Source organism: Segatella asaccharophila, from assembly GCF_054687055.1.
The window spans coordinates 116,209-141,547 of record NZ_BAACAN010000009.1 but is presented as its reverse complement, the minus strand read 5'-3'; the positions used below and the strand labels follow the sequence as shown (position 1 = coordinate 141,547).

Sequence of the window (25,339 nt, the reverse complement as noted above, 5' to 3'; positions counted from 1 at the left end):
ACGGAGAGGAGAACTGTTCTGAGGGGTTAAGGCTGTTCCTGTTCTATCTTGAATTTTGCTACGAGGGGTAAATGATCGGAATAACCGGGACGATAGGCGGGACCCATATAGGTCCTGAACGGTTTTACCCCTCCGTATTTTTCATCCGGCTCTAAGATGAATTTCAGATCACCGATAAAGCAATCGATCAGGGGACTTGCTGCTTTTTGAGAACACAAGATGTGATCCAGACTTCCCCATTCTCCCCGGAAGCGATAGGTGCCCTTGGCTCCGTTTTTCCCCTTCGCTTCTCTGGAGATGTCTGTTAGCCCGAGTGAATAAAGTTTCTTGAGGGCCGGAGAATCCTGATAGTCGTTGAAGTCTCCGGCAATGATAATTCTTGCCTCCGGTGTCTGGCATCGTAGGGAGTCAATGGCTTCAGCAAGTTTCCTTTCTACCAGCAGGCGGTGAGGACGGGAGGCTCGTTCCCCACCCATCCGACTGGGTGCGTGAACTCCAAAGATGTGCAGGGTGTCGCCATTACTGAGCCTGCCGCTGACATAGAGAATGTCCCTCGTAGGACGCATGCCCGGCAAGGTATGGACTCTGAAACTGAAGTGCCGTATGGGGAGGAAAGCGTAGGGATTATACAGAAGGGCAACATCAATTCCGCGTTCATCTGGGGAACGGGTGATGAAATATTCATATTTGGCATGTCTGAGAAGGGAACGTCTGGTGAGATCACGCATGACACTGTCGTTTTCTACCTCACAGAGGATGACAAAGTCGGGCAGATGCCATTGATGGGCAGAATCTTTTCCTAATGCGATGATTTCCTGACCGATATGATCCAGTTTGCGCCAATATCGTGTGCGTGTCCAGTGGTGATTACTGCCGGGGAGAAATTCGTAATCGTTTTTCAGACTATCATGCTGTGTGTCGAATAAATTCTCACAGTTCAATTCTGCAAAAGTGAGAAAACTTATTAAGAGTAATTCTATCATCTCTGTTTTCCGTTTTTATAGTATTTGTGCTTCAAAGATAGAAAAAAGAAAGAAAAATAACGAATAATTATGCTGTTTTGATAGAAAAATCAGTAACTTTGCAGCATTGTAGCCTGAATTCCTATGTTTTTTCGTCATAGAGAGGTTGAAAAATGGTTATGCTTTTAGTAAGAACCGAAGAGAAATAACGTTGATAATATAAGAGATATTGCTGCTCATGTCTTTAAAGAATAAGTTCAAGAGAAATTGATATGAGGCCAGAATAGAAGAAGTGAGTTGATTTGCCATAAATAATTTGAATAGAATATGATGAATATGAAAAAGACTGTTTCACTCATGATAATGGTCATGACTTTTATAGTGGCTCATGCCCAGATGGTTAATCCTGTCAAGTTTGCTACCCAGGTGAAGATGGATGGAACTGCGAATGCAGAGATTATCTTTACGGGGCGAATAGATGCTGGCTGGCATGTCTATTCTACGGATCTAGGAAATAATGGCCCCATCTCTGCCACCTTCCATGTAAATAGCATGAGTGGGGTGAAACCAGTGGGGAAGTTGATGCCACGTGGACGGGAAATCTCCAAGATGGATCCGCTTTTCGGTATGAAACTCCGTTATTTTGAGGGGAGTGTAACTTTCGTCCAGAAAATAAAATTTACATCGCCGAATTATAAGATAGACGCATATCTTGAATATGGTGCTTGCAATGATCAGAATTGCCTGCCTCCTACTCAGATTGAGGTGAAGAAGGCGGGGAAGTCTCCTTCCTTTCAGGCTGGAATAGTTGCGGCAGTCAGCAGTACGACGGCCGGGACAGTGGATTCCCCCTCTGCACTCCAACAGGGGATGAAGGTTGATTCCACAGTCCTTCCGGCAGTAGACACTGCCAAGACTCAGACGGGACCTGCCACTGTCGTCCAGACGACTCCTCAGGAGGAACAGTCCTGGTGGCAGCCGGTGATAAGGCAACTGCAGTCCTTTGGCGGCAATGATAATGTGGCCAGTCATTCTCTGTTCTATATCTTCTGGATGGGATTCATCGGTGGCTTGCTGGCTCTGCTGATGCCTTGTATCTGGCCGATTATTCCGATGACGATCAGTTTCTTCCTCAAGCGGGGTGGTGACAAGAAGGGAGGAATCAGGGATGCCGCACTCTATGGCTTGTCCATCATCGTGATATTCCTGACTCTGGGAATCGTCATTACGGCAATTTTCGGGCCGAGCACGTTGAACTCGCTGGCTACGAATGCGGTCTTCAACATTATCCTGTTCCTCTTATTGGTTCTCTTCGCCTTTTCATTCTTCGGATGGTTTGAGATCAAACTCCCCGACAGTTGGGGGAATGCAGTGGATTCTAAGGCTGCAAAGACGACAGGTGTGCTTTCCATTTTCCTGATGGCTTTTGCCCTCGTGCTGATCTCCTTTTCCTGTACGGCACCGATCATCGGACTGCTCCTCGTCCAGACGGTGACCTCAGGCAACTGGGCCGGCCCGGCTATTGGGATGTTCGGGTTCTCTCTGGCTCTGGCCATCCCTTTCACTCTTTTCGCCATGTTCCCTTCCTGGCTGAAATCTGCTCCGAAGTCTGGTTCTTGGATGAACAATATTAAGGTGGTCTTGGGATTTATCGAACTGGCTTTTTCTCTGAAGTTCCTGTCGGTGGCGGATCTGGCGTATGGATGGCATATCCTCAGCCGGGAGACCTTTCTCGCCTTGTGGATCGTTATCTTTGGCGCTATGGGCATGTATCTCATCGGCAAACTCCGGTTCCGGTCGGATGTCCTGTATGATGCTGAGGGGAAGCCGATGCCTGCCAGACCAATGCCGGTGGCTTCCGTGATGCTGGGCCTTTGCTCTCTTGCCTTTGCCCTTTATATGGTTCCCGGACTCTGGGGGGCTCCTTGCAAGGCGGTCAGTGCTTTCGCGCCTCCGATGAATACGCAGGACTTCAACTTGAATAACAAGGTGGTGAAAGCACAGTATACGGACTATGAACAGGGGATGGCAGCAGCCAAGGCTCAAGGCAAACCGGCATTGATCGACTTTACCGGTTTCGGCTGTGTCAACTGCCGGAAGATGGAGGCTGCGGTGTGGACGGATCCTACGGTAGCTGATAAACTGACTAAGGATTATGTGCTGATCTCTCTCTTCGTGGACGATAAGACACCGCTGCCTAAACCGATGGTGGTGACTGACCATGGGCGTACACGCACGTTACGCACAATAGGTGATAAGTGGAGCTATCTCCAGGCTCATAAGTTCGGTTCTAATACCCAGCCATTCTATGTGCCGGTCGATAATCTGGGTAGGCCGCTTAACAGGTCTTTCAGCTATAAAGAGGATGTCAGTGCTTATCTTGACTTCTTGAATAAGGGACTGGCTGATTATGGTAAGGAGGCTAGATGATGGCGGTATTGGGTAAGGAGGTCAGGGACCAGATCCGGAAAGTGATCCGGCAGCAGGTCGTCCCTGCAGTCGGTTGTACGGAACCTATGGCGGTAGCCCTTTGTACGGCCCGTGCCAAGGAAAATCTGGGGTGTATACCGGACAAGATCACGGTCCTGCTCAGTAAGAATATCCTGAAAAATGCTATGGGAGTCGGCATTCCTGGTACGGGAATGGTCGGACTGCCGATAGCCATCGCTCTCGGCGCACTGATAGGAAAGTCTGAATATCAGTTGGAGGTGATTAAGGACTTGACTCCGGAGGCACTCCGGAAGGGAAAGGATTATCTGAAGATGGATCCGATTAGTATTCAGTTGAAGGAGGGAGAGGTGGACAAACTTTATGTAGAGGTGATCTGCCAGTCGGGTAAGGATCGTTCCGTCACAATCATTGCCGGCAGTCATACGCATTTTGTCTATGAGGGAATAAATGGCAGGGTGTTGTATGACAAGCGTAATCTTACGGGTGGGGAGAGCGAAGCAGAGGGCATCCGACTCAATCTGAGGATGGTGTATGATTATGCGATGTTCTCCCCATTAGACGAACTTGAGTTTATCCGGAAAACCAGGGACTATAATATGCGTGCGGCGGCGGAATCCTTGAAGGGCAACTATGGACATTGCCTGGGTAAGACGATGGACCGACCGCTCAGCCATGGCATCTTCGGAAATTCGATCTTTTCTCATATCATCTCCAAGACTGCTTCTGCTTGTGATGCCCGTATGGGTGGGGCTATGATCCCGGTCATGAGCAACTCCGGCTCCGGTAACCAGGGGATATGTGCCACTAATCCTGTTGTGGTATATGCCGTGGAGAATGAGAATACGGATGAGGAATTGATCCGTGCGTTGACGCTCAGTCATCTGACGGCGATCTATATCAAACAGAGTCTGGGGACACTGTCTGCCTTGTGTGGCTGTGTTGTCGCCAGCATCGGCAGCAGTTGTGGTATCACCTATCTGATGGGAGGGGATTATACCCATATCTGCCATTCGGTGAAAAATATGATTGCTACCCTTACCGGGATGATCTGTGACGGGGCCAAGCCGAGTTGTTCGTTGAAGATATGTTCGGGTGTCAGCATGGCCTTGTGGTCTGCCATGCTTTCCATGGAGGGGCAATATGTTACCGCTGCGGAGGGTATCATTGATGATGACGTGGATCAGAGTATCCGTAACCTGACCAGTATCGGAAAGGATGCGATGTGTACGACTGATGATAAAGTGCTGGAGATTATGACTCATAAGGGGCATTGCCGGAATTGAGAGGACCGGTATCGGAGGGGCTCTTCTCCCTGTCATCGGATAACTTTCCTGTAGGGGATCAATCCTGATGATGGGCAAGTGGTCTCCCGATCCTTAGTCTTTTCAATTCCTGCCTGAATTCAAGGTTAACTGGATTGTGGTTGTCTTTGATGTTCAGAGGCGGGTTCAGATAAGAGATCAACTGGCCCTGTAGCATTTCGTAGTTATCTGCATGGTCATAGTAAAGGATGATCAGGTTCTCCTGCATCCATTCTGTTAACCTTATCTCATCATCCTTACAGAATTTCTTATAACCATCATCTGGTTTGTTCTTGTCACGGGGGATAAGGTTGAAATGGAATAATCGCCCCAGCGATTTCCTTAATGTGGATTTCCCTGAGTTGTTCCCGAAATGCCGGGCATAGATACGCTTGCGGAGGCGTGCTTTCGTGCTGATGCCTGTATAAAGGACGCGGAAAGGCTCGCCGTTGACTTCGATCTTACTGTAAACCGGAATCTTTGAGGTTGGGGGAAGTGTGCTACCGCTCCGCAGCAGGAAGATATAGCTGCCTGGTTGATTAGGAATATCCCAACTGAAATCCTTTTGCGGGTCATAGAGTTTGAACAGGACGAGTTTCTCTTTGAGTTTGTCGATTTGAGAATCCGACAGTTCCATTTCCTGTCCCTGGCTCTTCACCTCGCGTCGGATGTTTTTTGTCTTTTTTGCCGACAGGCGATAACCTCCCTTTTTGTTATTATAACTGATCTGTACAGGCAGAATGCTGAGGATTTCCTTGATGTCACGCTGCAGGGTCCTTTCCGAAATGGGAGTGCTGATATGATCATTCACAAAATTAAGGAGCATCTGCCCGGGGACGGCTGATGCCTTCTCCTGGATAGTTGATACATACAGTTTATAGAAAATCAGTAACAACCTTTTAGACAGATCTTTTTGACTGGCCATTTGCTCTTCCTTTACTTCTTAATGTCCCTGCAAATATAAGAAAAAAATGTCAGAAATGCTTTAGAAAGAAGGATTATCAAATGCCTTTGTCAGAAAAGTTTAAGGATTGTTTTGCTGGTAATGATGGGTGATTACCGCAAGCCGGTCACTAAGACTTTTTAAATGCTTAATCTCGTTTTCCAGTTCTTCCTTTTGCTCCGGATTGATCTGTATTGACATTCCTGGATCAAAGTCGAAGATTTCTGCTCTGTAGTTCTTGTCTTTTGACGTGATGACGAGAGATACCCTGGGATTCTGGCTGCCATAGTTGCTGATATTGAGAATATATGAAGTGATGGTGTTACCACTGGCAAACTTAGCCACATAGTTGTTTCTCGACTGGACATATTCTATAGCATTATCACTGCTTTCCTTGAAAGCGCGGATGAGTTTCTCTGCATAGTTCCCGTTCTTGCTGACAAAGTTATAGCAACGGGTCTTGCTAATGAACTTTTTGGTTGTGGGGTTACGCTTTATGATAACCGTGCCGTCAACTCCTTTGCTTTCAATCTCTGAAACTACTTTCTCAATGCTGGATTGGGCCATGAGTGGCATCACAAGTAAAAGACTGAAAATCATCATTAGTATTCGTTTCATATTTTGATCCTCCTGTTTTGTTTAGATGACGGGGAGCTCATCCTCGTCGGTTTTTCCCGTGATTTGCTGGTGGACTTCCTGTTTCAGTACCTTAACCTGATGTTCCGTAGCCTGGAGTTGAGGCAGGATTTTCCGGAGATCAGTGATTTTCTGTCCGTCATGAAGAATGTAGCTGCCTTCGTAACATTCATAGACCTTTTGCTGCTCGATATGTTTCTGGATACCGAATCCCACACCGGCTAATAGCAAGATCGAGGCTGCGATGGACAGGGCGGTCACCATCCTGTGCCTTGCCCTCGACTGCCGTGGGAGATCACCTTGCATCTTTCCTGCATACCAGGCGAACATCTTCTTGTATTTTCTGAGATCCTTTGGCACCTCATCAGAAGCGAAGAAGGTATAGAGTGCCTTTTCTTCTTCATTGGATGTCCTTCCGTCGAGAAACTTTTCCAGCCATTGTCTGGCCTGGTCTTGATGGATCGTTGTCATTTTCCTTTTTCCTTTCCATTATTCCGGGATATGCCAGATTTTTGATCTGGTACAGTTTACCTTCCGGATGTATTTCATTTGTATCTTGAATAAAAGGGCAGTCAGAGAGGGACTGCCCCTGGTGACCGCTTGTCACCTGTTAAAAAGAGAGATAATTCTTCTTCGTGCCCGTGAGAGGTTTTGCCTGACAGCTTCTTCGGTCATCCCTGTGGTCCGGGCGATTTCAGAAACTTCCATGCCGTCGATATGTTTCATGCGGAGGATGGTCTGTTGCTTGTCGGGTAGGGTGCGGATCATCTCCATCACCCTTTCTTCTTCCTCAGTATCGATCATCCGGTCTTCCGGCGAGTCGGCTATCGGAATGTCCTGTCTGATTCTCTCATGGCTTCTGTTCCTTATGGCATTGAGGGACAATCGGCGTGTGATGACCCTGGCCAATGCATCGGCTGACCGGTATCTGTCGAGTTGTGCTCTCATGGACCAGAGTTTTAGCACCGTGTCCTGTACCACATCTTCTGCTTCGTCCTTATCGCCCAGGATTTGGATGGAGAGGATGAGCAGTTGCGGGCGTAGCTTTTTGACCCATATTTCAAATGCTTTTGGACTCATGTTCATTAGATAGACACTTCAAGTATGTGTTTTGTGACATCGGAAAGGAAGTTTTTTTTAAAACTATGATTATCCTTTATTCGGTTCTATAAGACAAAAGTACTCATAAATTTGCAAATCGAATCAGGATGAGTTATCTTTACAGTGCGTTTAATAGTTGATGTGTGAGCCATTGGTGTTGCAAGTCTAACTACCCTGTGACCATAATGCGCCATTTTGGTATACCATAATGTACTATTTCGCTACCCCATAATGCACCATTTCGGTAGGGCAAAATGCGCCATTTTGATCAGTTACCATGCAGAATGTGACTATGATAGACCTGTCAATCAGTGCTAGTGGAGAGAAAAGAATTGAAGCGGATTTAAATTTATAAGTGATGAGTGTAAAATATAAATTGAGTCAGATTGTTGATCACAGCCACCCTTCCCGGAACGGGAAGTGGTTTGCAAGAGTCTGTGTCAGTGGTGTAGTCCATACTCCTGAATTGGCAGACATGATTACCCGGAGGTGTACTGCGACGGAGGCAGACACCCTTGCAGTGCTTTCTGCGCTGAAGAATGTAATGAAGGAGCAACTCATGGACGGGCAGAAGGTCGTCCTTGATGGTTTTGGCTATTTCCATACGGGTATCAAATCGGTAGCACTCAGTCCTTCTGTTGAGTTTAAGCCGAAAGAACATATCAAACGGGTGTATACCCATTTCGTTCCTGCCGGTTATTATGATTCGGCTACGCACCGTGTCCACTGGTCCTTTAATGATGGCATCAGGCTTGAGGAGATGGAGGACTATTCCCGTCCTAAGAGGATGTCCGGAGCGGATGCGGAAAAGTCTTAGGGCAGCATCTTTTCTTAAAATGACAGGTGTCTGTTCTTCCGTAACATTATCGGTGGGAGAATAGACATCGTAATCATTAATGACGAGTGGAATAGCGCAAACTTTCATAAGTCAAGCGACCGTTTAAAGGCATCCATGCTGGAGATAAAAAGAAAATCTCATTTACAGTCTGTTTATCTCATTAGTTGAAGCCTGTCCCTTGTACTTTTTCTTTGTTGGATTTATCTCATAGCTGAAACTCAGCCGGAATGTTCTTCTATTATTATTGTACCACTGACGCATATCTATATTATTCGTTGACCTCAATAATCTTGTATGATTAATGTTTAACACATTGTCGACAGAGAACCTCAGCCTCATGCGGTCATTGAAAAAGGTCTTTATGAGATAGGTGTCGAGTTGGAATGATTTGTAATTGTATTCCAAGTCCGTGCTGATATTTCCGCTCGTGCTCATGTTCATATCTAGGCCGAACAGAAAATGAAGGGGCAGCTGAACAGTGTTGTCAAACTCGAAAGATAATATGGGCTTTCTGTAGCTTGTACCATGATAAGTCATGAACGGCTTGTTGAAGTCCAATGTGAACTGAGGACTCCAGATGCTGAACCATGTGGGACTGAAGACCAGTGCAAGGTCCAAGGTCTGGTTGTGACGTATATTCTCCGGACTGGACAGGACTATGGAGTCTCTGTCCAGATATCTGTCCATGGTAAACACTGTCGAATTTTTGTGCATGTAATAGTTTGCTGTGAACTGCAGGTTCTTCCAGAAGAAGGAATAGGATATCAGATTCGTCGTCTGGGGAAGTAGTGACGGATTGCCTGTGGCGTAGAAATAAGGGCTGTCATATTCCACGGAACTGCGCAGATAAAAATAGATGGGGCGGATTGTGGTATACCGATATGCCAGTGACATCTGGATGTCTTTTCCACTGTATGATATTGAGGTGGATGGAAAGAAGTTGTTGTCCCTTCTGCTGGCAGCAGGGTCTTTGATTCCGTTGATGTAATCATCAAAGTTGGCATGCTCATAGCGGCCACCAATGCTGGCATCCAGAAATTTGCTGAGACGATGTCTGTAGTCAACGAAAACAGCCAGCAACAGCTGCCTGCTCCGAGTGCGATTGCTTGTCAGGTCAGTGGTCAGCGTGGTTGTAGAAAGAACATTATAGTTGTTGCGGGTGTGGGTATAAGAACTCTCTTCACCAACAGTTACGGTGCCTCCGAACAGAGCCGACGAGAAAGTTATGCGGTCCGCATACAGTTGGCTCCTGCTTTGCGAGTTGGTGTACAGCCCTTCATTGTCCATCACATATTCCTGGCTGCGTGGAGCTTTGACATTCATATAATCGGCGTCCAATTTCAGATGCGTGTCCTTGCTGAAGTCATCATTCATATAAGCATTGACATAGTGGGTGCCTTCAGTAATATTTCTTCTGTCTCTGTAAGATTGCGAAATGTGAAAGTCTCCATTCCTGTAAACAGAGAAACTGTCATTGCCTAAAGCATGGGTAGGATCGTAAGTGTACCTGTACATCGCTCCGAAAGAGGCCTTGTCTTTCTGATAGTCGAATCCGACTGTACTGTACCACGTCGTACCATGCAGGTCTTCGTTTGCTGTTTGATTGATTTCCTGTTGCCGCCAATAGTTTAGGTTTTGTTTAATGGAGTACTTTTCGTCATTTCTGTTATACCGTACGGAAGCGAAAAAGTTGACATCTCTTCTTGTTTGATAGTTCAAGGATATTCCGCCATTATAGGACCATTTCCTTTCTTTGGAAACTTCAGCGTCAACCCTGCTACCAAATCCGTAGCCTTTTCTTTTCACCGTCCGTATCCTGATGACGGAATTCACGCTGGAGGCATATTCCGCTCCCGGATTGGTTATGACTTCCACCTGCTTGATGTCAGAAGAATTAATTTGGTCCAACTCGGTAGCATTTCTCATTTGCCGGTCGTTTATATAAATGACGGGATTGCCTTTGCCAATGACACTGATGGATCCATTTCTTGTTGTTACAAAAGGTATATGACCAAGAACATTTCTGGCTGTTCCGAGTTGCTTAAGCACATCGTTGATAGTTACTACAAAGCCATTCGGCGTCTGGACAATCTGCTTGCCATGAACAACCACTTCGCCTAAGACGGTATTGTCTCTCTCAAGATAAACAGTGTCAACGCTGCCAGACTGTACTACGGATATAGTCTTTGTCTTATAGCCGACAATACTGAATCGCAGTGAGTCTTCTATTGTTGCTTGACTGATATTGAAATATCCGAGTGAGTCGGTCAGTGCTCCACCAATTGCAGAACCGCTGGCGTTCAGACAGGCCACAGTAACATACTCCAAAGGTGCGCCTTCCCCCTGTTCCCTCACGTAGCCGCTGATCTGGGCCATAGCTGAGGTGTATATTATGGCATATAGTGTTGTCAGAGTTATCTTTTTAATGACATTCATGCCCGGATTTTATTATTAATTCCTTTATACCTGAAACATAATAAGATGGTTTTAAAAAACCAACTTTATAAAATGACCCCATGATATCCTGATGTTCCTGAGCCTGTGTCCGGATATGAAAAAAGGAGTTACAATATTCGTAACTCCTTCATGTTGCGCTTCAAGATGGACTCGAACCAACGACCCTCTGATTAACAGTCAGATGCTCTAACCAACTGAGCTATTGAAGCTTTTCTATCACGTCTTTTAGATTGCGACTGCAAAGGTAAAACGTTTTTCCCTTATTACCAAATTTTTTGAAAGGAATTTTTGCTTTTCTATTAAAATAAGCAATTTTTTCGAGCCTTTCTAGTGTTTTTCCGCTTTAATATCGTAATTTTGCAGGCATCCTTGGGACTCCATAATAAGAGGAATCTAAATAGGCATTGAATCAGAATCTAAAAAATAAGCTTCATGAAGAAACTGGTCTTAGCAATTTTTATGGCGGCCGTTTTACCAGCTGCTGCACAGACAGGAACGTCGGAAGATAATCATGCTTTTGATGTTTCTAAAAATATGGAAATCTTTACAGATATCTATAAGTACCTTGACTTGATGTATGTAGACACTTTGAATGCCAACGAAGTGATTGGTAACGGCATCAATGCGATGTTGAAGAGTCTGGATCCTTATACTGTGTATTATCCTGAAAATCAGGTGAAGGACCTGAAACAACTGTTGACTGGAAAATATGCCGGTATCGGAGCAATCGTCCGCCTCAATAATCAGAATCATCATATCATTATTGATGAGCCTTATGAAGGGATGCCTGCAGCCCTGGCAGGGCTGAAAAGGGGTGATGAGATTCTGTCCATCGACGACTCTTCAATGATCGGCAAGGATGTACAATATGTCAGCAATCATCTCCGTGGAGATCCGGGAACGTCGTTCCTTCTTAAGGTCAAGCGGCCGAGCACCGGAAAAACGATGAAGTTTAAAATTGTGCGTAAGTCTGTACAATTGCCTTCCCTTCCGTATTATGGGATGCAGGCGAACGACATCGCTTACATGAATCTGAGCTCCTTTACTGATCAGTGTTCAAAGGATGTACGCCGGGCTTTCATCAATTTCCGGAAACAAGGAGCAAAGGGACTGATTCTTGATCTGAGAAACAACGGTGGCGGCTCTCTTCAGGAGGCTGTCAATATCGTCAATATGTTCGTACCTAAAGGCATTACCCTCGTAAAGACGATTGGCAAACTGAAACAGGCGAATCATGAATACAAGACTACCGTGGAGCCCATTGATACGGTGATGCCGATCATTGTTCTGGTAAACGGGAATACGGCCAGTGCCAGTGAGATCACCTGCGGCTCTCTGCAGGACCTTGACCGTGCCGTCATCTTAGGTACGCGGACTTATGGCAAAGGACTTGTGCAGTTGCCGGTGGATATTGCCTATAATGGCCAACTGAAACTGACTACGGCCAGATATTATATTCCTTCCGGCCGTTGTATTCAGGCGATTAATTATAAACATGCCAACGGCGGATATACCGAGCATGTGCCCGATTCACTCACCCATGTGTTCCATACCCTTCATGGCCGTCTGGTACGTGATGGAGGGGGAATCCAGCCCGATGTGGTCCTGGAATCTGACTCTCTTCCGAATATCGCCTTTTACCTGGCTGCCGGCCGTGATAGTAATGAGGTGCTGCTTAATTATGAACTCGACTATATTGCTCGTCATCCGACGATTGCCCCTCCGGATAAGTTCCAGTTGACGGATGCTGACTATGATAATTTCAAGCAGCGGGTTCTGCAGTGCCACTTTACATACGATCACGAGACGGAGAATTATCTCAAGAATCTGGAGAAGCTCGCCAAATTTGAAGGTTATTATAATGATGCCAAACCGGAGTTTGCCGCTCTGGAGAAGAAACTGAAGCATAATGTGGCTAAGGATCTTGACTTCAACCGGGAAGCTATCAAGCAACTGATCGAGAATGACATCGTGACAGCTTATTATTACCAGCGGGGAGGAATAGAGAATGCGCTGCGTACAGATAAACAAATGCAGGCAGCAATGAAACTTATCCAGAACCCTGAATCGTATAAAAAACTGTTACAACCAAAGAAAAAATAGAAAATATTTGCGTGTGTGCGAAAATATTATTATTTTTGCACCATTCAGTGGAATGAGGGGCTCCTGATGAAGGGCTCCTCATTTTTTTAATAAGCATAAGTTGAGGGATGATTGACAGAAGCGTCGTAAAGGACATCGTAGAAGATTGGCTGAAAGACAAGGAATATTTCCTGGTGGACATTCAGATCAGTGAGGACGATCATATCGTGGTGGAGATTGATCATGCTGATGGCGTTTGGATTGATGATTGTGTGGAGCTCAGTAAATATATTGAGAGCAGGCTGGACCGTGACGAGGAGGATTATGAACTCGAAGTGGGATCAGCCGGCCTTGGCCAGCCTTTTAAGGTACCCCAGCAATATAAGAACTATGTGGGCAAGCAGGTCGAAGTGGAAGACTCCGAAGGCAAGAAAGTCAGAGGCGTGCTCAAGAGCGTAGATGGCAATGACTTTGTGGTCGCTGTCAGCGAGAAAGTGAAGGTGGAGGGCAAAAAGCGTCCGGTGAAGATGGACGTGGATCACACTTACCAGATGGATAAAGTGAAATATACAAAATACTTAATCAGTTTCAAATAAGCTATGGCAGCAAAGACGAAGAAAGAAGAAACTCAGAGTATGATCGATTCCTTCAAGGAATTTAAGGAGACCAAGAATATTGACCGTACAACATTAGTGAGCGTGCTGGAGGAAAGTTTCCGCACGGTCCTTGCCAAGATCTTCGGCAGTGACGAGAATTTCGACGTGATCGTCAACCCGGACAAAGGAGACTTTGAGATTTACCGTAACCGTAAGGTCGTTGCCGACGGTGAGGTACAAGATGAGAATAAGGAGATCAGTCTATCGGATGCACGTAAGATAGAACCCGATTATGAAGTGGGTGAGGATGTCAGTGAATCGGTGAACTTCAGTAAGTTCGGCCGTCGTGCTGTATTGAACCTGCGGCAGACGTTGTCCTCCAAGATTCTGGAGTTGGAGCATGATGCTCTCTATAATAAATATAAAGACCGGGTAGGACAGATCATCGCAGGTGAGGTCTACCAGATCTGGAAGCGTGAAGTACTTATCGTAGATGATGAGAATAACGAACTTATCCTTCCTAAATCTGAACAGATTCCTGCTGACCAGTATCACAAGGGGGAAACGGTAAGGGCCGTGATCGACCATGTGGATAATGAGAATAATAATCCTAAGATTATCCTCAGCCGTACCAGTCCGGTATTCCTGGAGCGTCTGCTGGAAGGAGAAGTCCCGGAGATTGCTGATGGTCTGATCGCCGTGAAGCGGGTGGCCCGCATTCCCGGCGAGAGAGCGAAGGTGGCCGTTGAAAGTTATGATGACCGTATCGACCCGGTAGGGGCATGTGTCGGAGTAAGGGGCAGCCGTGTGCATGGCATCGTCCGTGAACTGGATAATGAGAATATTGATGTCATCAACTATACCGACAATATCAAGTTGTTTATTCAGCGTGCCCTGAGTCCGGCGAAGATTTCCTCCATCAATATCGACGAGGAAAACAAAAAGGCAGAAGTTTATCTGCAACCTGAAGAAGTCAGTCTGGCCATCGGACGTGGCGGATTAAATATCAAACTGGCTTCTATGCTGACGGAATATACCATAGATGTGTTCCGTGAGATCGCTGAAAGTGAGGCTGAGGATGACATCTATCTGGATGAGTTCTCGGATGAAATTGATCAGTGGGTCATTGATGCCATCAAGAGCATCGGTTTGGAAACCGCCCGTCAGGTCATCAATGCACCACGTGAAATGCTGGTGGATAAGGCTGATCTTGAGGAGGAAACCGTGGATCATGTCCTCAATGTCTTGAAGGCCGAATTCGCGAAACAATAAATCGTCACCGTACGCTGGTAGAGCGCATGAAGATGATACTACATATTTAGCAGATCAGAGATAATAACAGATCATTCATTAATGAGCATCAGATTAAATAAAGCACTACGTGAATTGAATATAGGACTTCAAACGGCAGTTGATTTCCTAAAATCCAAGAAAGAATTGGGAGAGGTTAAGGAAGACTTAAGCTTCAAGCTCAATGACGCACAGTATAAGGCTCTAGAGAGCCAGTTCCGTCAGGACGCAGAAGTGAGAAGTCAGGCCGAAAAACTCTTTCAGAAGAAGCCAAAGGAGAAAAAGCGTGTGCAGGAGACAAAGAAAGAACCTCATGTCTCCCGCATTGCTGATGTGTTGGAAGAATCCGGCCATCAGAAGTATACCCCATTGGGAAAGATCGAATTGAATCCTGTCGGTCGTAAGCCTGTGGTGCCGTCTGTTGCTCCGAAGCAAAAGGATGCTTCACGTCAGAAAAGAGAAGAAGATACTGCCGTCAGTCAACAACCTGTCAAACCTATGCCTAAGACAAAACCGGAAGACGCAACTCCGGTAAAGAAGAATCCAGTAACAGAAGCAAAATCTGTGAATCAGCCGCGTCCGAAAACCGCAGAAGTGCCTCACGGCGCTCGCCCGGTGAGGGCTGATAGAACTGATCGAGTTCCCCGTCAACCGATGAGGAAACCGGAGTATCCGCAAAGTCATTCTTCTGGCCAGCCTGTGCAGCGGGCACAGAATCAAAATCCTGTCCAGCAAAAGGCTCCGCAGCCAACTTCTCAGGAAACTCCTGCCCAGAAACAAGCAGATAGGCCGTCACATTCTCAACCGGAGGTCTTTACTTTGAAGAGTGAACGTAAGTTGACTCTCAATGAACCGAAGGTGTTAGGGAAAATAGACCTGTCAGCGTTGAACCAGAGTACCCGTCCTAAACGCAAGTCGAAGGAGGAGAAGCGCAAAGAGCGTGAGAGTAAATTGAACCATGATAATGGTGAGCGGAAGAAGCGTGTACGGATTAATAAAGAGCGTGTAGACATTAACGCTGAGGCCCGCCAGCAACAGCAGCAGGGGAGCAACGGGAGCAACAGGAAGCGTAGCCGTAACCGCAGGCGTAACCAGAAACCGCTGGAGGTGAATGAGGAGGATGTGGCTCGTCAGGTGAAGGAGACACTTGCTCGTCTGACCAATAAGCAAAACCAGAATAAGAAGGGTGCTAAATACCGTAAGGAGAAGCGTGTTGCTGTCCAGGAAAAACTGGAAAAAGTTGCTTCTGCTGAAAAGAAGGATAGCAAAGTCTTAAAACTTACTGAGTTTGTTACCGTCAGTGAGTTAGCTTCCATGATGGACGTCCCGGTGACAAAGGTCATTTCCACTTTAATGAGCGTGGGAATGATGGTGTCTATCAATGAACGTCTGGATGCTGAAACCATCAATATGGTCGCAGAGGAGTTTGGTTTCAAGACAGAGTATATTAGCGCATCCGTCCAGGAGGCTGTCACGGAGAAAGCTGATAAGACTGAAGACTTGAAGCCGCGTCAGCCTATCGTGACCGTGATGGGGCATGTCGACCATGGTAAAACGTCATTGCTGGACTATATCCGTAAGACCAATGTGATTGCCGGTGAGGCAGGCGGGATTACCCAGCATATCAGCGCTTATGATGTCAGATTGAAAAACGGACGGCATATCACCTTCCTGGATACCCCTGGGCATGAGGCTTTTACCGCTATGCGTGCCAGAGGTACACAGGTTACGGATGTCGCCATCATCATCATTGCGGCTGATGACTCTGTGATGCCTACGACGCGTGAGGCTATCGCTCACTGTCAGGCATCAGGAGTTCCAATGGTCTTTGCCATCAATAAGATAGATAAACCTGGTGCCAATCCTGATAAGATCCGCACCGACTTGTCCAATATGAATCTGCTCGTTGAAGACTGGGGAGGAAAATACCAGTGTCAGGAGATCAGTGCTAAGAAAGGTGTCGGCGTAGACGAACTCCTTGACAAAGTGCTTCTGGAGGCTGATATGTTAGACCTGAAAGCGAACCCTAACCGTAAGGCGACAGGTACCGTTATCGAGTCTGCTCTCGACAAGGGCCGTGGTTATGTGGCTACTGTCCTGGTGTCCAACGGAACATTGAAAGTAGGTGATGTGATCCTGGCGGGAACGAGCTGGGGACGTGTGAAAGCGATGTTCAATGAACGTAACCAGTCCATGGATTCGGCCGGCCCGGCTGTTCCCACGACGGTGCTGGGACTTGACGGCGCACCTGCCGCCGGTGACCAGTTCCATGTGATCGATTCTGAGCAGGACGCACGTGTGATCGCTAATAAGCGTGAACAGCTTCAGCGCGAGCAAGGCTTGCGTACGCAGAAGCGCTTGACTCTGGGAGATATTTCACGGCGTATCGCCCGTGGAGAATTCCATGAGTTGAATATCATCGTCAAAGGAGATACGGATGGTTCTATAGAGGCCTTGTCAGACTCATTTATCAAACTCTCTACGCCGAAGGTCCAGGTGAACGTTATAGAGAAAGGCGTTGGGCAGATTACAGAGAATGATGTTATGATGGCGAGTGCATCAGATGCCATTATTGTCGGCTTTCAGGTCCGTCCTTCTGTGGATGCCCGGAAACTGGCAGAGCGTGAAGGAGTGGAGATCAACACCTATTCAGTCATTTACAACGCCATTGATGATATTAAATCTGCTATGGTAGGAATGCTGGATAAGGTGAAGAAGGAAGTGGTCACCGGACAGATAGAAGTAAAACAGGTCTTCAAGATTTCCAAAGTCGGAACGATTGCCGGTGGTCTGGTCACGGAAGGCAAGATTCATGCTAAGGATAAGGCTCGTGTAGTGCGTAACGGTATCGTGATCAAGACGGCTTCAATCAATGAACTGAAACGCTTCAAGGATGATGTCAAGGAAGTGCTTACAGGGATGGAATGCGGATTGAGCCTGGTCAACTTCAATGATATTCAGGTGGGGGATGAAATAGAAACCTTTACGGAGGTGGAAGTGGATCAGAAATTATAACTCCATTCGTGGATAGAACTGGATCGGGCTGTAGGCTTTGATTCCAGTTGGAGATAAGATATAGCGGTACTGCCTACCTGTCACTGACAGGCTGGAGGTATCGCTTTTTTGGTATGATATTTGTTGCATTTATGTGATAGTTATCAGACTGGAGACCTGAGACAGCCGCAAAGACTGTGGAGGGGGTGGAATCCTGACCGGAAAACGGGAAGGTTATTTATATTTTAAGAGTAAGTTTATGGCACAAATGAAAACTGATAACGAGTTTGTCAAGGAAGTGGCCAATGAGAAGTATGAATATGGCTTCTCCACTAATGTACAAACCGACATCATTAAGAAAGGATTGAACGAGAGCGTCATCAGACTGATCTCGCAGAAGAAGGGGGAGCCACAGTGGATGCTGGACTTCCGCCTCAAGGCCTATAATTACTGGAAGACGCTGAAGCAACCTACGTGGGGGCATGTGCATGTTCCAAAGATTGACTATCAGGGGATATCTTATTATGCCGATCCGACGGTAAAAGAGCGTAAGGATAAGAAGATAGATCCTGAACTAGAGAAGACCTTTGATAAACTGGGTATTCCTTTGGAGGAGCGGCTGGCCCTGAGCGGTACGGCCGTCGACGCCATCATGGACTCCGTTTCCGTGAAGACCACCTTCAAGGACAAGTTGCGTGAGAAGGGGATCATTTTCTGTAGTATGGGTGAAGCGATCCGAAATCATCCTGATCTGGTCAGGCAATATCTCGGTACGGTCGTTCCTTACCGTGATAATTTCTTCGCTTCATTGAACAGTGCAGTGTTCAGTGATGGTTCCTTTGTCTATATCCCTAAAGGGGTCAGGTGTCCGATGGAGCTGAGCAGCTATTTCCGGATCAATGCCCGTCAGACCGGACAGTTTGAGCGTACCTTGATCATTGCTGATGATGATGCCTACGTGAGCTATCTGGAAGGTTGTACTGCTCCGATGCGTGATGAGAACCAGTTACACGCTGCCGTCGTCGAGATCATCGTCAATAACAATGCTGAGGTGAAATACTCAACCGTCCAGAACTGGTATCCGGGTGACAAGAATGGTAAGGGAGGCGTGTTTAACCTCGTTACAAAACGTGGAGACCTGAGAGGCGTTAATTCCAAATTGTCGTGGACCCAGGTGGAAACCGGCTCGGCGATCACGTGGAAGTACCCGTCCTGCATCCTCCATGGTGATCATTCCCAGGCGGAATTTTATAGCGTGGCGTTGACGAATAATTATCAGGAAGCTGATACGGGAACGAAAATGATCCATATCGGGAAGGATACTAAAAGCACGATCATCTCCAAGGGTATTTCTGCAGGACACAGCCAGAATTCTTATCGCGGACTGGTCCGTGCTGCCCGCAATGCAGACAATGCGCGCAACTACAGTAGTTGTGATTCACTACTTTTAGGCTCTAATTGTGGGGCGCACACTTTTCCTTATTTGGATATTCACAATGAGACCGCAGTCGTGGAGCATGAGGCTACCACGTCAAAGATCTCTGATGACCAACTCTTCTATTGTAATCAGCGGGGTATTCCGATGGAGCAGGCTGTGGCGTTGATCGTCAATGGCTATTCGAAGGAAGTGCTTAATAAACTCCCGATGGAATTTGCCGTTGAGGCCCAGAAGCTCCTTTCCGTATCCCTGGAGGGAACGGTGGGGTGATCTGTATAACCACCGGCAGGGCCAATTGATACAGGTTCAACTCTTAAGTTGAATATAATGTAACATTTAATTTCAGATAATATGCTTGAAGTAAAAAACTTGCATGCAACAGTTGCAGGAAAAGAAATATTACGAGGCATCAACCTCACGGTTAAGGATGGTGAAATCACAGCCATCATGGGTCCGAATGGATCAGGTAAGTCTACACTGAGTGCCATTCTGACGGGTAATCCTCTCTATACCGTTACGGAAGGAGAGGCAATCTTCAATGGTAAGGATCTCCTAAAGATGAAACCGGAAGAACGTGCCTGTGAAGGCTTGTTCCTCTCTTTCCAGTATCCGGTGGAGATCCCTGGCGTGTCCATGAATAATTTCATGAAGGCTGCCGTAAATGCCAGACGTGAATATCAGGGACTCAAACCGCTCAGTGCTGCTGAGTTCTTGAAGCTGATGCGCGAACGGCGTCAACTCGTGGATCTGGATCCGAAATTGTGGCATCGTAATGTTAACGAGGGGTTTTCCGGAGGTGAGAAAAAAAGGAATGAGATTTTCCAGATGGCAATGCTCGAACCCAAGTTGGCTATCCTTGATGAGACAGATTCCGGCCTGGATGTAGATGCCATGCGTATTGTCGCCAATGGGGTGAAAAAACTCCATACACAGGAGAATTCATTCATCGTCATCACCCATTATGCCAGTTTGCTGGATATTGTCAAGCCTCATTCCGTTCACGTGCTCTACAAGGGACGTATCGTGAAGACGGCAGGTCCGGAACTGGCCAATGAGATAGAAAAACGTGGCTTTGACTGGATAAAGGAAGAAGCAGATGCTGAGGAAGCTGAAAAAAGTGAAGCTTAGTCCCTATGAATCTATTGTCGAACGAAAGGTGGTGAATTATGATGAGTAGTGAAAAGCAATATATCGATCTCTTTCAAGAGAATCGTAAGATCATAGATGATCATTCAGCGGCACCGTTGAATGCGGTGAGAGAGAAGGCTTTTAAATCTTTCCAGGATAATGGCTTCCCTTCCCGTAAGGTGGAAAGATATAAGTATACGGATATGCAAAAACTCTTTGCACCTGATTATGGCTTGAACCTGACCCGCTTTGAGATACCGGTCAACCCGTACGAGGCCTTCAAGTGTGAAGTACAGAATCTGAGTACTTCTCTTTATTTTGTCGTTAATGATGAGTTTTATTCGAAAACATTACCTCATGCCCATTTGCCGGAAGGGGTGATCATTGACTCTCTGAGCCATGCAGCCGGAGAACATCCGGATCTTCTCTCGAAGTATTATGCGAAAATCGCAGACCCTGAAGAAGATGCTGTGACAGCACTGAATACGATGCTGGCTCAGGACGGAATGCTGATCTATGTTCCTGAAAATACGAGAATGCCACGACCTGTCCAGGTTGTGAACCTGCTCCACTCAGACCGTCCGTTGATGGTCAACCGGCGGGTGCTGGTCATCCTGGAGGAAGGTGCGGAGGCGAATCTCTTGTTCTGTGATGATTCCGTGGATGATATTTCTTTCCTGACCACACAGATCATTGAGGCGTATGTCGGAAATGGAGCCAGACTGGAGTTGAATTGTCTGGAGAAAACTCATGTCAAGAATACGCGGGTCAGCAATGTATATATCCAGCAGCAGGCTGATAGTCATGTTACGCATAATGTGATCACGCTTCATAACGGTGTCACACGTAACAAACTCGATCTTGTCTTCAAGGGAGAGGGCGCAGAGTGTTTCTGTAATGGTTGTGTCCTGGCAGATAAGAGCCAGCGTGTCGACAATAACACCTTGATAGACCATCAGGCTGGTCATTGTACAAGCAACGAACTTTATAAGTATGTCCTTGATGATAAGGCTATGGGAGCTTTTGCCGGTCGGGTGCTGGTCCGTCATGGAGCAGAGAAGACCACGTCTCAGGAGACTAACCGGAACCTTGTGGGCACGGCGGATGCTCAGATGTATTCTCAGCCGATGCTGGAAATCTATGCGGATGATGTGAAATGCTCGCATGGGTCGGCAGTGGGGCAGTTGAATGATGAGGCTATGTTCTATATGGAACAACGCGGTGTCCCACGGAAAACCGCCAGGGCTCTTCTGGAACGGGCTTTCGTCAATGAAGTGATTGACAAGATAGACCTGATTCCGCTTCGTGACCGCCTGCGTTATCTGGTGGAGAAGCGCTTTGATGGGACCTTGAGCAAATGTGCGGGCTGCAGGCTCTGCAGATGATATGAAGGTGATAAATATGAGGACTGAGAAAGGACTTAAGATATGTATGATATAAATAAGGTGAGAAAAGACTTTCCGATTCTGGCAAGGAAGATCTATGGCAGGCCTCTGGTCTATTTGGACAATGCTGCTACTACTCAGAAACCTTTGTGTGTGCTGGATGCTATGCGTGAGGAATATCTGAATGTGAATGCTAATGTGCACCGTGGAGTACACTGGATGAGCCAGCAGGCAACTGAGTTGCATGAAGCTGCTCGGGAGACCATACGCCAGTTTATCAATGCCAGGTCTGCTTCGGAGATCGTGTTTACCAGAGGGACCACTGAAGGGATCAATCTGGTCGCTTCTACTTTCAGTGATGAATACCTGAATGAAGGGGATGAGGTCATCGTCTCCGTGATGGAGCATCATTCTAATATCGTTCCATGGCAGCTGCAGGCCCGGAAGAAAGGCTTCCGGATCAAGGTCATTCCCATGACGGATAAGGGTGATCTGATACTGGATGAATACGAGAAATTATTCACTGATAAGACCAAGTTCGTCAGTATCACTCAGGTCAGCAATGTCCTGGGGACGGTCAATCCGGTAAAAGAGATCATCAGGATTGCCCATGACCATGACGTGCCGGTACTGGTGGATGGTGCCCAGAGTACGCCTCATTTCAAAGTGGACGTGCAGGATATGGACTGTGATTTCTTTGTGTTCAGCGGACATAAGATCTATGGTCCTACGGGCATCGGTGTACTCTATGGTAAGGAGGAATGGCTTGAAAAACTCCCCCCTTATCAGGGAGGTGGCGAGATGATCGAGCATGTCAGTTTCAAGGGGACTACGTTTGAGAAACCACCGTTGAAATTTGAGGCAGGTACTCCTGATTATATTGCTTCCCACGGCCTGGCTACGGCAATCAACTATGTCGACCGGCTGGGTATAGACAACATTGAGGCTCATGAGAAAGATCTGACCCGGTATGCCATGCAGAAGTTAGGTGCAATTGAGGGAATGCGCATTTTCGGGCAGTCTGCACATAAGGGTGCTGTCGTGAGTTTTCTGGTTGGAAACATCCATCACATGGATATGGGCACCTTGCTTGACCGGCTCGGCATAGCAGTCCGTACAGGACATCACTGTGCACAGCCGCTGATGGACCGCCTGGGGATTCTCGGTACGGTCCGTGCCAGTTTTGCTCTTTACAATACGCGGGAGGAAATCGATGTGCTCGCCGATGCGATAGAGAGAGTACGGAAAATGTTTTAGAAAATGAATCAAGACTATTGAACGAAGATGAAAGTCTTTACTGCTTTATAGCTAGAAGCAGACTGGCTTTCATCTTTTTTATGATTGTTTCGTGCATAGATTACTCCTTCATGGAGGAACAGCATAATTAAAGATTTTCAGATGAGACATGGATTGATCCCTCATTATTATCAGAACAGAATAGAGTGCGGCTGTGATGAAGCCGGCAGAGGATGCCTGGTTGGAAGCGTGTATGCCGCAGCCGTTATTTTACCTCAGGATTATGACAATCCGGAATTGGATGACAGTAAGAAACTCTCTCCCGAAAAGCGCTATGACTTAAGGATAAGAATTCAGGAGGAGGCCTTAGCCTGGGCGGTAGGGATCGTAACTCCTGAGGAAATAGATCGGATCAATATTCTTCATGCAAGTTTCTTGGCTATGCACAGAGCAATAGACCGGTTGAAGGTGCTGCCACAAGTCCTGATCATTGACGGGAATCATTTTGACCCTTATTATCCCTTAGAGAAAGATGGTGCACGAAGTGCGGTGGCTTTGCCTTTCAGTACGATGGTTAAAGGTGACGGAACCTATCAGGCAATAGCTGCTGCCAGCATACTGGCAAAGACTTACCGTGACGAGGAGATGGTACGTTTGGATAAACTGTATCCTGAATACCATTGGAAGGACAATAAGGGATACCCCACTGCTGAACATTGCAGGGCAATCTTGAAATATGGAATTACCGGTTATCACCGCAGAAGCTATCATTTCCAGGGAGAGGCTCTGTCGGATCCCCGTTTGAAGAAAAATGACAAATCCCTTTTGTACCAAAGTCCTTTATCATCGTTTACTTTATCAGATAAAAAACATCAATAAAGTCACAAAATGAAACCTTTTTTTTTGAAATAGTAAATTTATGCAATAAATATTTGGCTATTTCATAAATATTGCCTATTTTTGTAAAATATAAAAGATAATCTTGGAGATAATTCTTCTCGTGGCTGCCGAAGGGTGGCTGAGAGGTGAAGAGTCGTATATTTTTTGAAGTGAATCAAGAGATTCACCGGAGTTGATGAAAAGTGAAATTGAAAAGTGAAATTTGATGAAGTGATTTGTTATGAAAAGAAAATCGAGAACTTTATTTTTTACAATGCTTGCATTGTTATTGCCTGTTGCAGCATCTGCCCAGATGTTAAAAGGGAAAATTGATGATCCTGCATTACGAGAGGGTGCAAGGCTCATTTATAATCCGGACAAGGGTGGAACGGATTTTGACGGTTATGTGATCCGCCTGCAGCCGGATGACAAGGGGGACTTCTCCTTCACCACGGATAAGATTACGGAGCAGCCTTTCTGTATGGCTTCTGTCCGGCTGAAGGACGGCAGTGAGTACCGCTTTTTCTTGCAGCCGGGCAGCACTTTGGAAATGGAGATCGGCAGATCCGGCAGGGCCGTGTATAAAGGGGGACATGTCGCAGAGTCCAAGGTGTTGGATCTGTATGGCAGATCATATAAGTTTGAGAAATTTTTCTCTTATGAGGATCAGGACGATACGATTCCGGTGGCCAGGAAACAGGCTATGCTGGAGGCCAGCCACAGGGAAGTCAGCAAGGCAGTCTCGGAGTTGAAGGAAAGTGGCATGAAGAGTTTCCTGCGGCAGATGAATGATGATTGTTACCTGCGCTATTCTCTCCGGATGCTCAGCGATAAGGATCCTGAATACTCCGGACTTTGTAATCGTATCGATGTGAACAATTGGATCGGCTTGTTGAACTATTTACCACAGGTGTTCATTGATCATAAACTGGGACATCAGTATGATAATCTGTTTGGACATGATCTTACTGACTATGGGCTGGCTTATCTGGATACCATTAAGAAATATGTTACTGATCCTACGGTCAAGCATGCTCTGATGAGAGAATGTGCTAAGGTAACGCTGAACTATGGCAAGGATTATACTGACATTGACCGTTTCTGGGGCCCTTTCAAAGTTTATTGCGGTTCTGATTCTTCCTTGATCAAAGCCTATCAGTTCAAAGTCAATGCTCTGAAGAACACGAAGAAGGGGAGAAAAGCACCAGACTTTACTTTCGAGGATGTTCAGGGCCGGACACATCGATTAAGTGATTATTTTGGAAAAGTACTTTATATTGACTGTTGGGCGACATGGTGTGGCCCGTGTTGTCATGAAATTCCTTATCTGGCTACACTTGCAGAGCATTTCAAGGATAATAAGCAACTGCTGTTCCTGAGTGTTTCCCTGGATCAAAACAGGAAAGCATGGATAGCGAAGATTGCCAAAGACCGGCCTCAGTGGGATCAGTTTCGTGTCAATGCACAGGAGCATGAGGTCTTATCCAAGGAGTATGGAATCACGGCTATCCCGCGTTTCCTGATCATCAATGCTGACGGGACGGTCTATGACAGTGATGCCTTGCGTCCCAGTGACAAGGGATTACCAGAGGTGCTGGAGAGGCTGACTGCGGGGAAGTAGG

General features: G+C 46.6%; 19 protein-coding genes and 1 tRNA gene. 13 read left to right on the top strand and 7 right to left on the bottom strand.

Annotation, left to right across the window (positions count from 1 at the left end):
* Positions 1-26: 26 nt before the first annotated feature.
* Positions 27-983 (bottom strand): endonuclease/exonuclease/phosphatase family protein, encoded by a 957-nt coding sequence (locus ACYRYG_RS07580; protein ID WP_293443437.1) that lies wholly within the window; start codon positions 981-983, stop codon positions 27-29.
* A 315-nt stretch (positions 984-1,298) separates the two neighbouring features.
* On the opposite strand from ACYRYG_RS07580, the gene ACYRYG_RS07575 reads away from it, so the two are divergent.
* Positions 1,299-3,392: a cytochrome c biogenesis protein CcdA gene (locus ACYRYG_RS07575; RefSeq protein ID WP_293433152.1), complete on the top strand. Its 2,094-nt coding sequence runs from the start codon at positions 1,299-1,301 to the stop codon at positions 3,390-3,392.
* Positions 3,389-4,696 (top strand): L-cysteine desulfidase family protein, encoded by a 1,308-nt coding sequence (locus tag ACYRYG_RS07570; protein WP_293419247.1) that lies wholly within the window; start codon positions 3,389-3,391, stop codon positions 4,694-4,696. Before ACYRYG_RS07575 ends, ACYRYG_RS07570 begins: the two co-directional genes overlap by 4 nt.
* 58 nt (positions 4,697-4,754) lie before the next feature.
* Here the strand turns inward: ACYRYG_RS07570 and ACYRYG_RS07565 are convergent, their stop codons facing one another.
* The 4 genes from ACYRYG_RS07565 to ACYRYG_RS07550 form a co-directional block, all read right to left on the bottom strand.
* Entirely contained in the window at positions 4,755-5,639 is an 885-nt protein-coding gene (locus ACYRYG_RS07565; protein WP_460197928.1) for a GIY-YIG nuclease family protein, read from the bottom strand.
* 99 nt (positions 5,640-5,738) lie between these two features.
* Positions 5,739-6,275, bottom strand: coding sequence for a DUF5024 domain-containing protein (locus ACYRYG_RS07560; protein WP_293419241.1), 537 nt, complete (start codon positions 6,273-6,275; stop codon positions 5,739-5,741).
* Between the two features lie 21 nt (positions 6,276-6,296).
* On the bottom strand, positions 6,297-6,764 hold the full coding sequence (locus ACYRYG_RS07555) for a hypothetical protein (protein ID WP_293419238.1): 468 nt from the start codon (positions 6,762-6,764) through the stop codon (positions 6,297-6,299).
* 132 nt (positions 6,765-6,896) lie between these two features.
* The gene (locus ACYRYG_RS07550; RefSeq protein ID WP_460197932.1) at positions 6,897-7,373 is read right to left on the bottom strand and encodes an RNA polymerase sigma factor; all 477 of its coding nucleotides are present in this window, start codon (positions 7,371-7,373) and stop codon (positions 6,897-6,899) included.
* 379 nt (positions 7,374-7,752) lie between these two features.
* Between ACYRYG_RS07550 and ACYRYG_RS07545 the strand changes: the two genes are divergently transcribed.
* Positions 7,753-8,211, top strand: coding sequence for an HU family DNA-binding protein (locus ACYRYG_RS07545; RefSeq protein ID WP_460197927.1), 459 nt, complete (start codon positions 7,753-7,755; stop codon positions 8,209-8,211).
* Positions 8,212-8,373: 162 nt separating this feature from the next.
* Here the strand turns inward: ACYRYG_RS07545 and ACYRYG_RS07540 are convergent, their stop codons facing one another.
* Together ACYRYG_RS07540 and ACYRYG_RS07535 are read right to left on the bottom strand one after the other, a co-directional pair.
* Complete coding sequence (locus ACYRYG_RS07540; RefSeq protein ID WP_460197926.1) at positions 8,374-10,668, bottom strand: TonB-dependent receptor domain-containing protein; 2,295 nt, start codon at positions 10,666-10,668, stop codon at positions 8,374-8,376.
* 156 nt (positions 10,669-10,824) lie between these two features.
* Positions 10,825-10,898 (bottom strand) — tRNA-Asn (locus ACYRYG_RS07535).
* Between the two features lie 223 nt (positions 10,899-11,121).
* On the opposite strand from ACYRYG_RS07535, the gene ACYRYG_RS07530 reads away from it, so the two are divergent.
* The 10 genes from ACYRYG_RS07530 (at position 11,122) to ACYRYG_RS07485 (ending at position 25,338) form a co-directional block, all read left to right on the top strand.
* A complete protein-coding gene (locus ACYRYG_RS07530; RefSeq protein WP_293419129.1) occupies positions 11,122-12,792 on the top strand; it encodes a S41 family peptidase in 1,671 nt (556 codons plus the stop codon).
* A gap of 107 nt (positions 12,793-12,899) precedes the next feature.
* Positions 12,900-13,367 (top strand): ribosome assembly cofactor RimP, encoded by a 468-nt coding sequence (gene rimP, locus ACYRYG_RS07525; protein WP_293419132.1) that lies wholly within the window; start codon positions 12,900-12,902, stop codon positions 13,365-13,367.
* Between the two features lie 3 nt (positions 13,368-13,370).
* On the top strand, positions 13,371-14,639 hold the full coding sequence (gene nusA, locus ACYRYG_RS07520; RefSeq protein ID WP_293419135.1) for a transcription termination factor NusA: 1,269 nt from the start codon (positions 13,371-13,373) through the stop codon (positions 14,637-14,639).
* A gap of 81 nt (positions 14,640-14,720) precedes the next feature.
* Positions 14,721-17,672, top strand: coding sequence for a translation initiation factor IF-2 (gene infB / locus ACYRYG_RS07515; RefSeq protein WP_460197925.1), 2,952 nt, complete (start codon positions 14,721-14,723; stop codon positions 17,670-17,672).
* 238 nt (positions 17,673-17,910) lie between these two features.
* Positions 17,911-19,359, top strand: a complete 1,449-nt coding sequence (gene sufB, locus ACYRYG_RS07510) for a Fe-S cluster assembly protein SufB (RefSeq protein WP_293419141.1) — start codon at positions 17,911-17,913, stop codon at positions 19,357-19,359.
* Positions 19,360-19,440: 81 nt separating this feature from the next.
* Positions 19,441-20,217: a Fe-S cluster assembly ATPase SufC gene (sufC, locus tag ACYRYG_RS07505; protein ID WP_293419144.1), complete on the top strand. Its 777-nt coding sequence runs from the start codon at positions 19,441-19,443 to the stop codon at positions 20,215-20,217.
* A gap of 41 nt (positions 20,218-20,258) precedes the next feature.
* Positions 20,259-21,602 carry a Fe-S cluster assembly protein SufD gene (sufD, locus tag ACYRYG_RS07500; protein ID WP_293419154.1) on the top strand — a complete coding sequence of 448 codons (1,344 nt, stop codon included), beginning with the start codon at positions 20,259-20,261 and terminating at the stop codon, positions 21,600-21,602.
* A gap of 42 nt (positions 21,603-21,644) precedes the next feature.
* Positions 21,645-22,859 (top strand): cysteine desulfurase, encoded by a 1,215-nt coding sequence (locus ACYRYG_RS07495; protein WP_293419148.1) that lies wholly within the window; start codon positions 21,645-21,647, stop codon positions 22,857-22,859.
* Between the two features lie 141 nt (positions 22,860-23,000).
* On the top strand, positions 23,001-23,717 hold the full coding sequence (locus ACYRYG_RS07490) for a ribonuclease HII (protein WP_460197924.1): 717 nt from the start codon (positions 23,001-23,003) through the stop codon (positions 23,715-23,717).
* A 274-nt stretch (positions 23,718-23,991) separates the two neighbouring features.
* Entirely contained in the window at positions 23,992-25,338 is a 1,347-nt protein-coding gene (locus ACYRYG_RS07485) for a TlpA family protein disulfide reductase (protein ID WP_460197923.1), read from the top strand.
* Position 25,339 lies beyond the last annotated feature (1 nt).

What these genes read in the sequence shown, in the direction of transcription:
- ACYRYG_RS07580 (WP_293443437.1), bottom strand. Translation starts at nt 983, where the DNA reads ATGATAGAATTACTCTTAATAAGTTTTCTCACTTTTGCAGAATTGAAC.
- ACYRYG_RS07575 (WP_293433152.1), top strand. Translation starts at nt 1,299, where the DNA reads ATGAAAAAGACTGTTTCACTCATGATAATGGTCATGACTTTTATAGTG.
- ACYRYG_RS07570 (WP_293419247.1), top strand. Translation starts at nt 3,389, where the DNA reads ATGATGGCGGTATTGGGTAAGGAGGTCAGGGACCAGATCCGGAAAGTG.
- ACYRYG_RS07565 (WP_460197928.1), bottom strand. Translation starts at nt 5,639, where the DNA reads ATGGCCAGTCAAAAAGATCTGTCTAAAAGGTTGTTACTGATTTTCTAT.
- ACYRYG_RS07560 (WP_293419241.1), bottom strand. Translation starts at nt 6,275, where the DNA reads ATGAAACGAATACTAATGATGATTTTCAGTCTTTTACTTGTGATGCCA.
- ACYRYG_RS07555 (WP_293419238.1), bottom strand. Translation starts at nt 6,764, where the DNA reads ATGACAACGATCCATCAAGACCAGGCCAGACAATGGCTGGAAAAGTTT.
- ACYRYG_RS07550 (WP_460197932.1), bottom strand. Translation starts at nt 7,373, where the DNA reads ATGAGTCCAAAAGCATTTGAAATATGGGTCAAAAAGCTACGCCCGCAA.
- ACYRYG_RS07545 (WP_460197927.1), top strand. Translation starts at nt 7,753, where the DNA reads ATGAGTGTAAAATATAAATTGAGTCAGATTGTTGATCACAGCCACCCT.
- ACYRYG_RS07540 (WP_460197926.1), bottom strand. Translation starts at nt 10,668, where the DNA reads ATGAATGTCATTAAAAAGATAACTCTGACAACACTATATGCCATAATA.
- ACYRYG_RS07530 (WP_293419129.1), top strand. Translation starts at nt 11,122, where the DNA reads ATGAAGAAACTGGTCTTAGCAATTTTTATGGCGGCCGTTTTACCAGCT.
- rimP (WP_293419132.1), top strand. Translation starts at nt 12,900, where the DNA reads ATGATTGACAGAAGCGTCGTAAAGGACATCGTAGAAGATTGGCTGAAA.
- nusA (WP_293419135.1), top strand. Translation starts at nt 13,371, where the DNA reads ATGGCAGCAAAGACGAAGAAAGAAGAAACTCAGAGTATGATCGATTCC.
- infB (WP_460197925.1), top strand. Translation starts at nt 14,721, where the DNA reads ATGAGCATCAGATTAAATAAAGCACTACGTGAATTGAATATAGGACTT.
- sufB (WP_293419141.1), top strand. Translation starts at nt 17,911, where the DNA reads ATGGCACAAATGAAAACTGATAACGAGTTTGTCAAGGAAGTGGCCAAT.
- sufC (WP_293419144.1), top strand. Translation starts at nt 19,441, where the DNA reads ATGCTTGAAGTAAAAAACTTGCATGCAACAGTTGCAGGAAAAGAAATA.
- sufD (WP_293419154.1), top strand. Translation starts at nt 20,259, where the DNA reads ATGAGTAGTGAAAAGCAATATATCGATCTCTTTCAAGAGAATCGTAAG.
- ACYRYG_RS07495 (WP_293419148.1), top strand. Translation starts at nt 21,645, where the DNA reads ATGTATGATATAAATAAGGTGAGAAAAGACTTTCCGATTCTGGCAAGG.
- ACYRYG_RS07490 (WP_460197924.1), top strand. Translation starts at nt 23,001, where the DNA reads ATGAGACATGGATTGATCCCTCATTATTATCAGAACAGAATAGAGTGC.
- ACYRYG_RS07485 (WP_460197923.1), top strand. Translation starts at nt 23,992, where the DNA reads ATGCTTGCATTGTTATTGCCTGTTGCAGCATCTGCCCAGATGTTAAAA.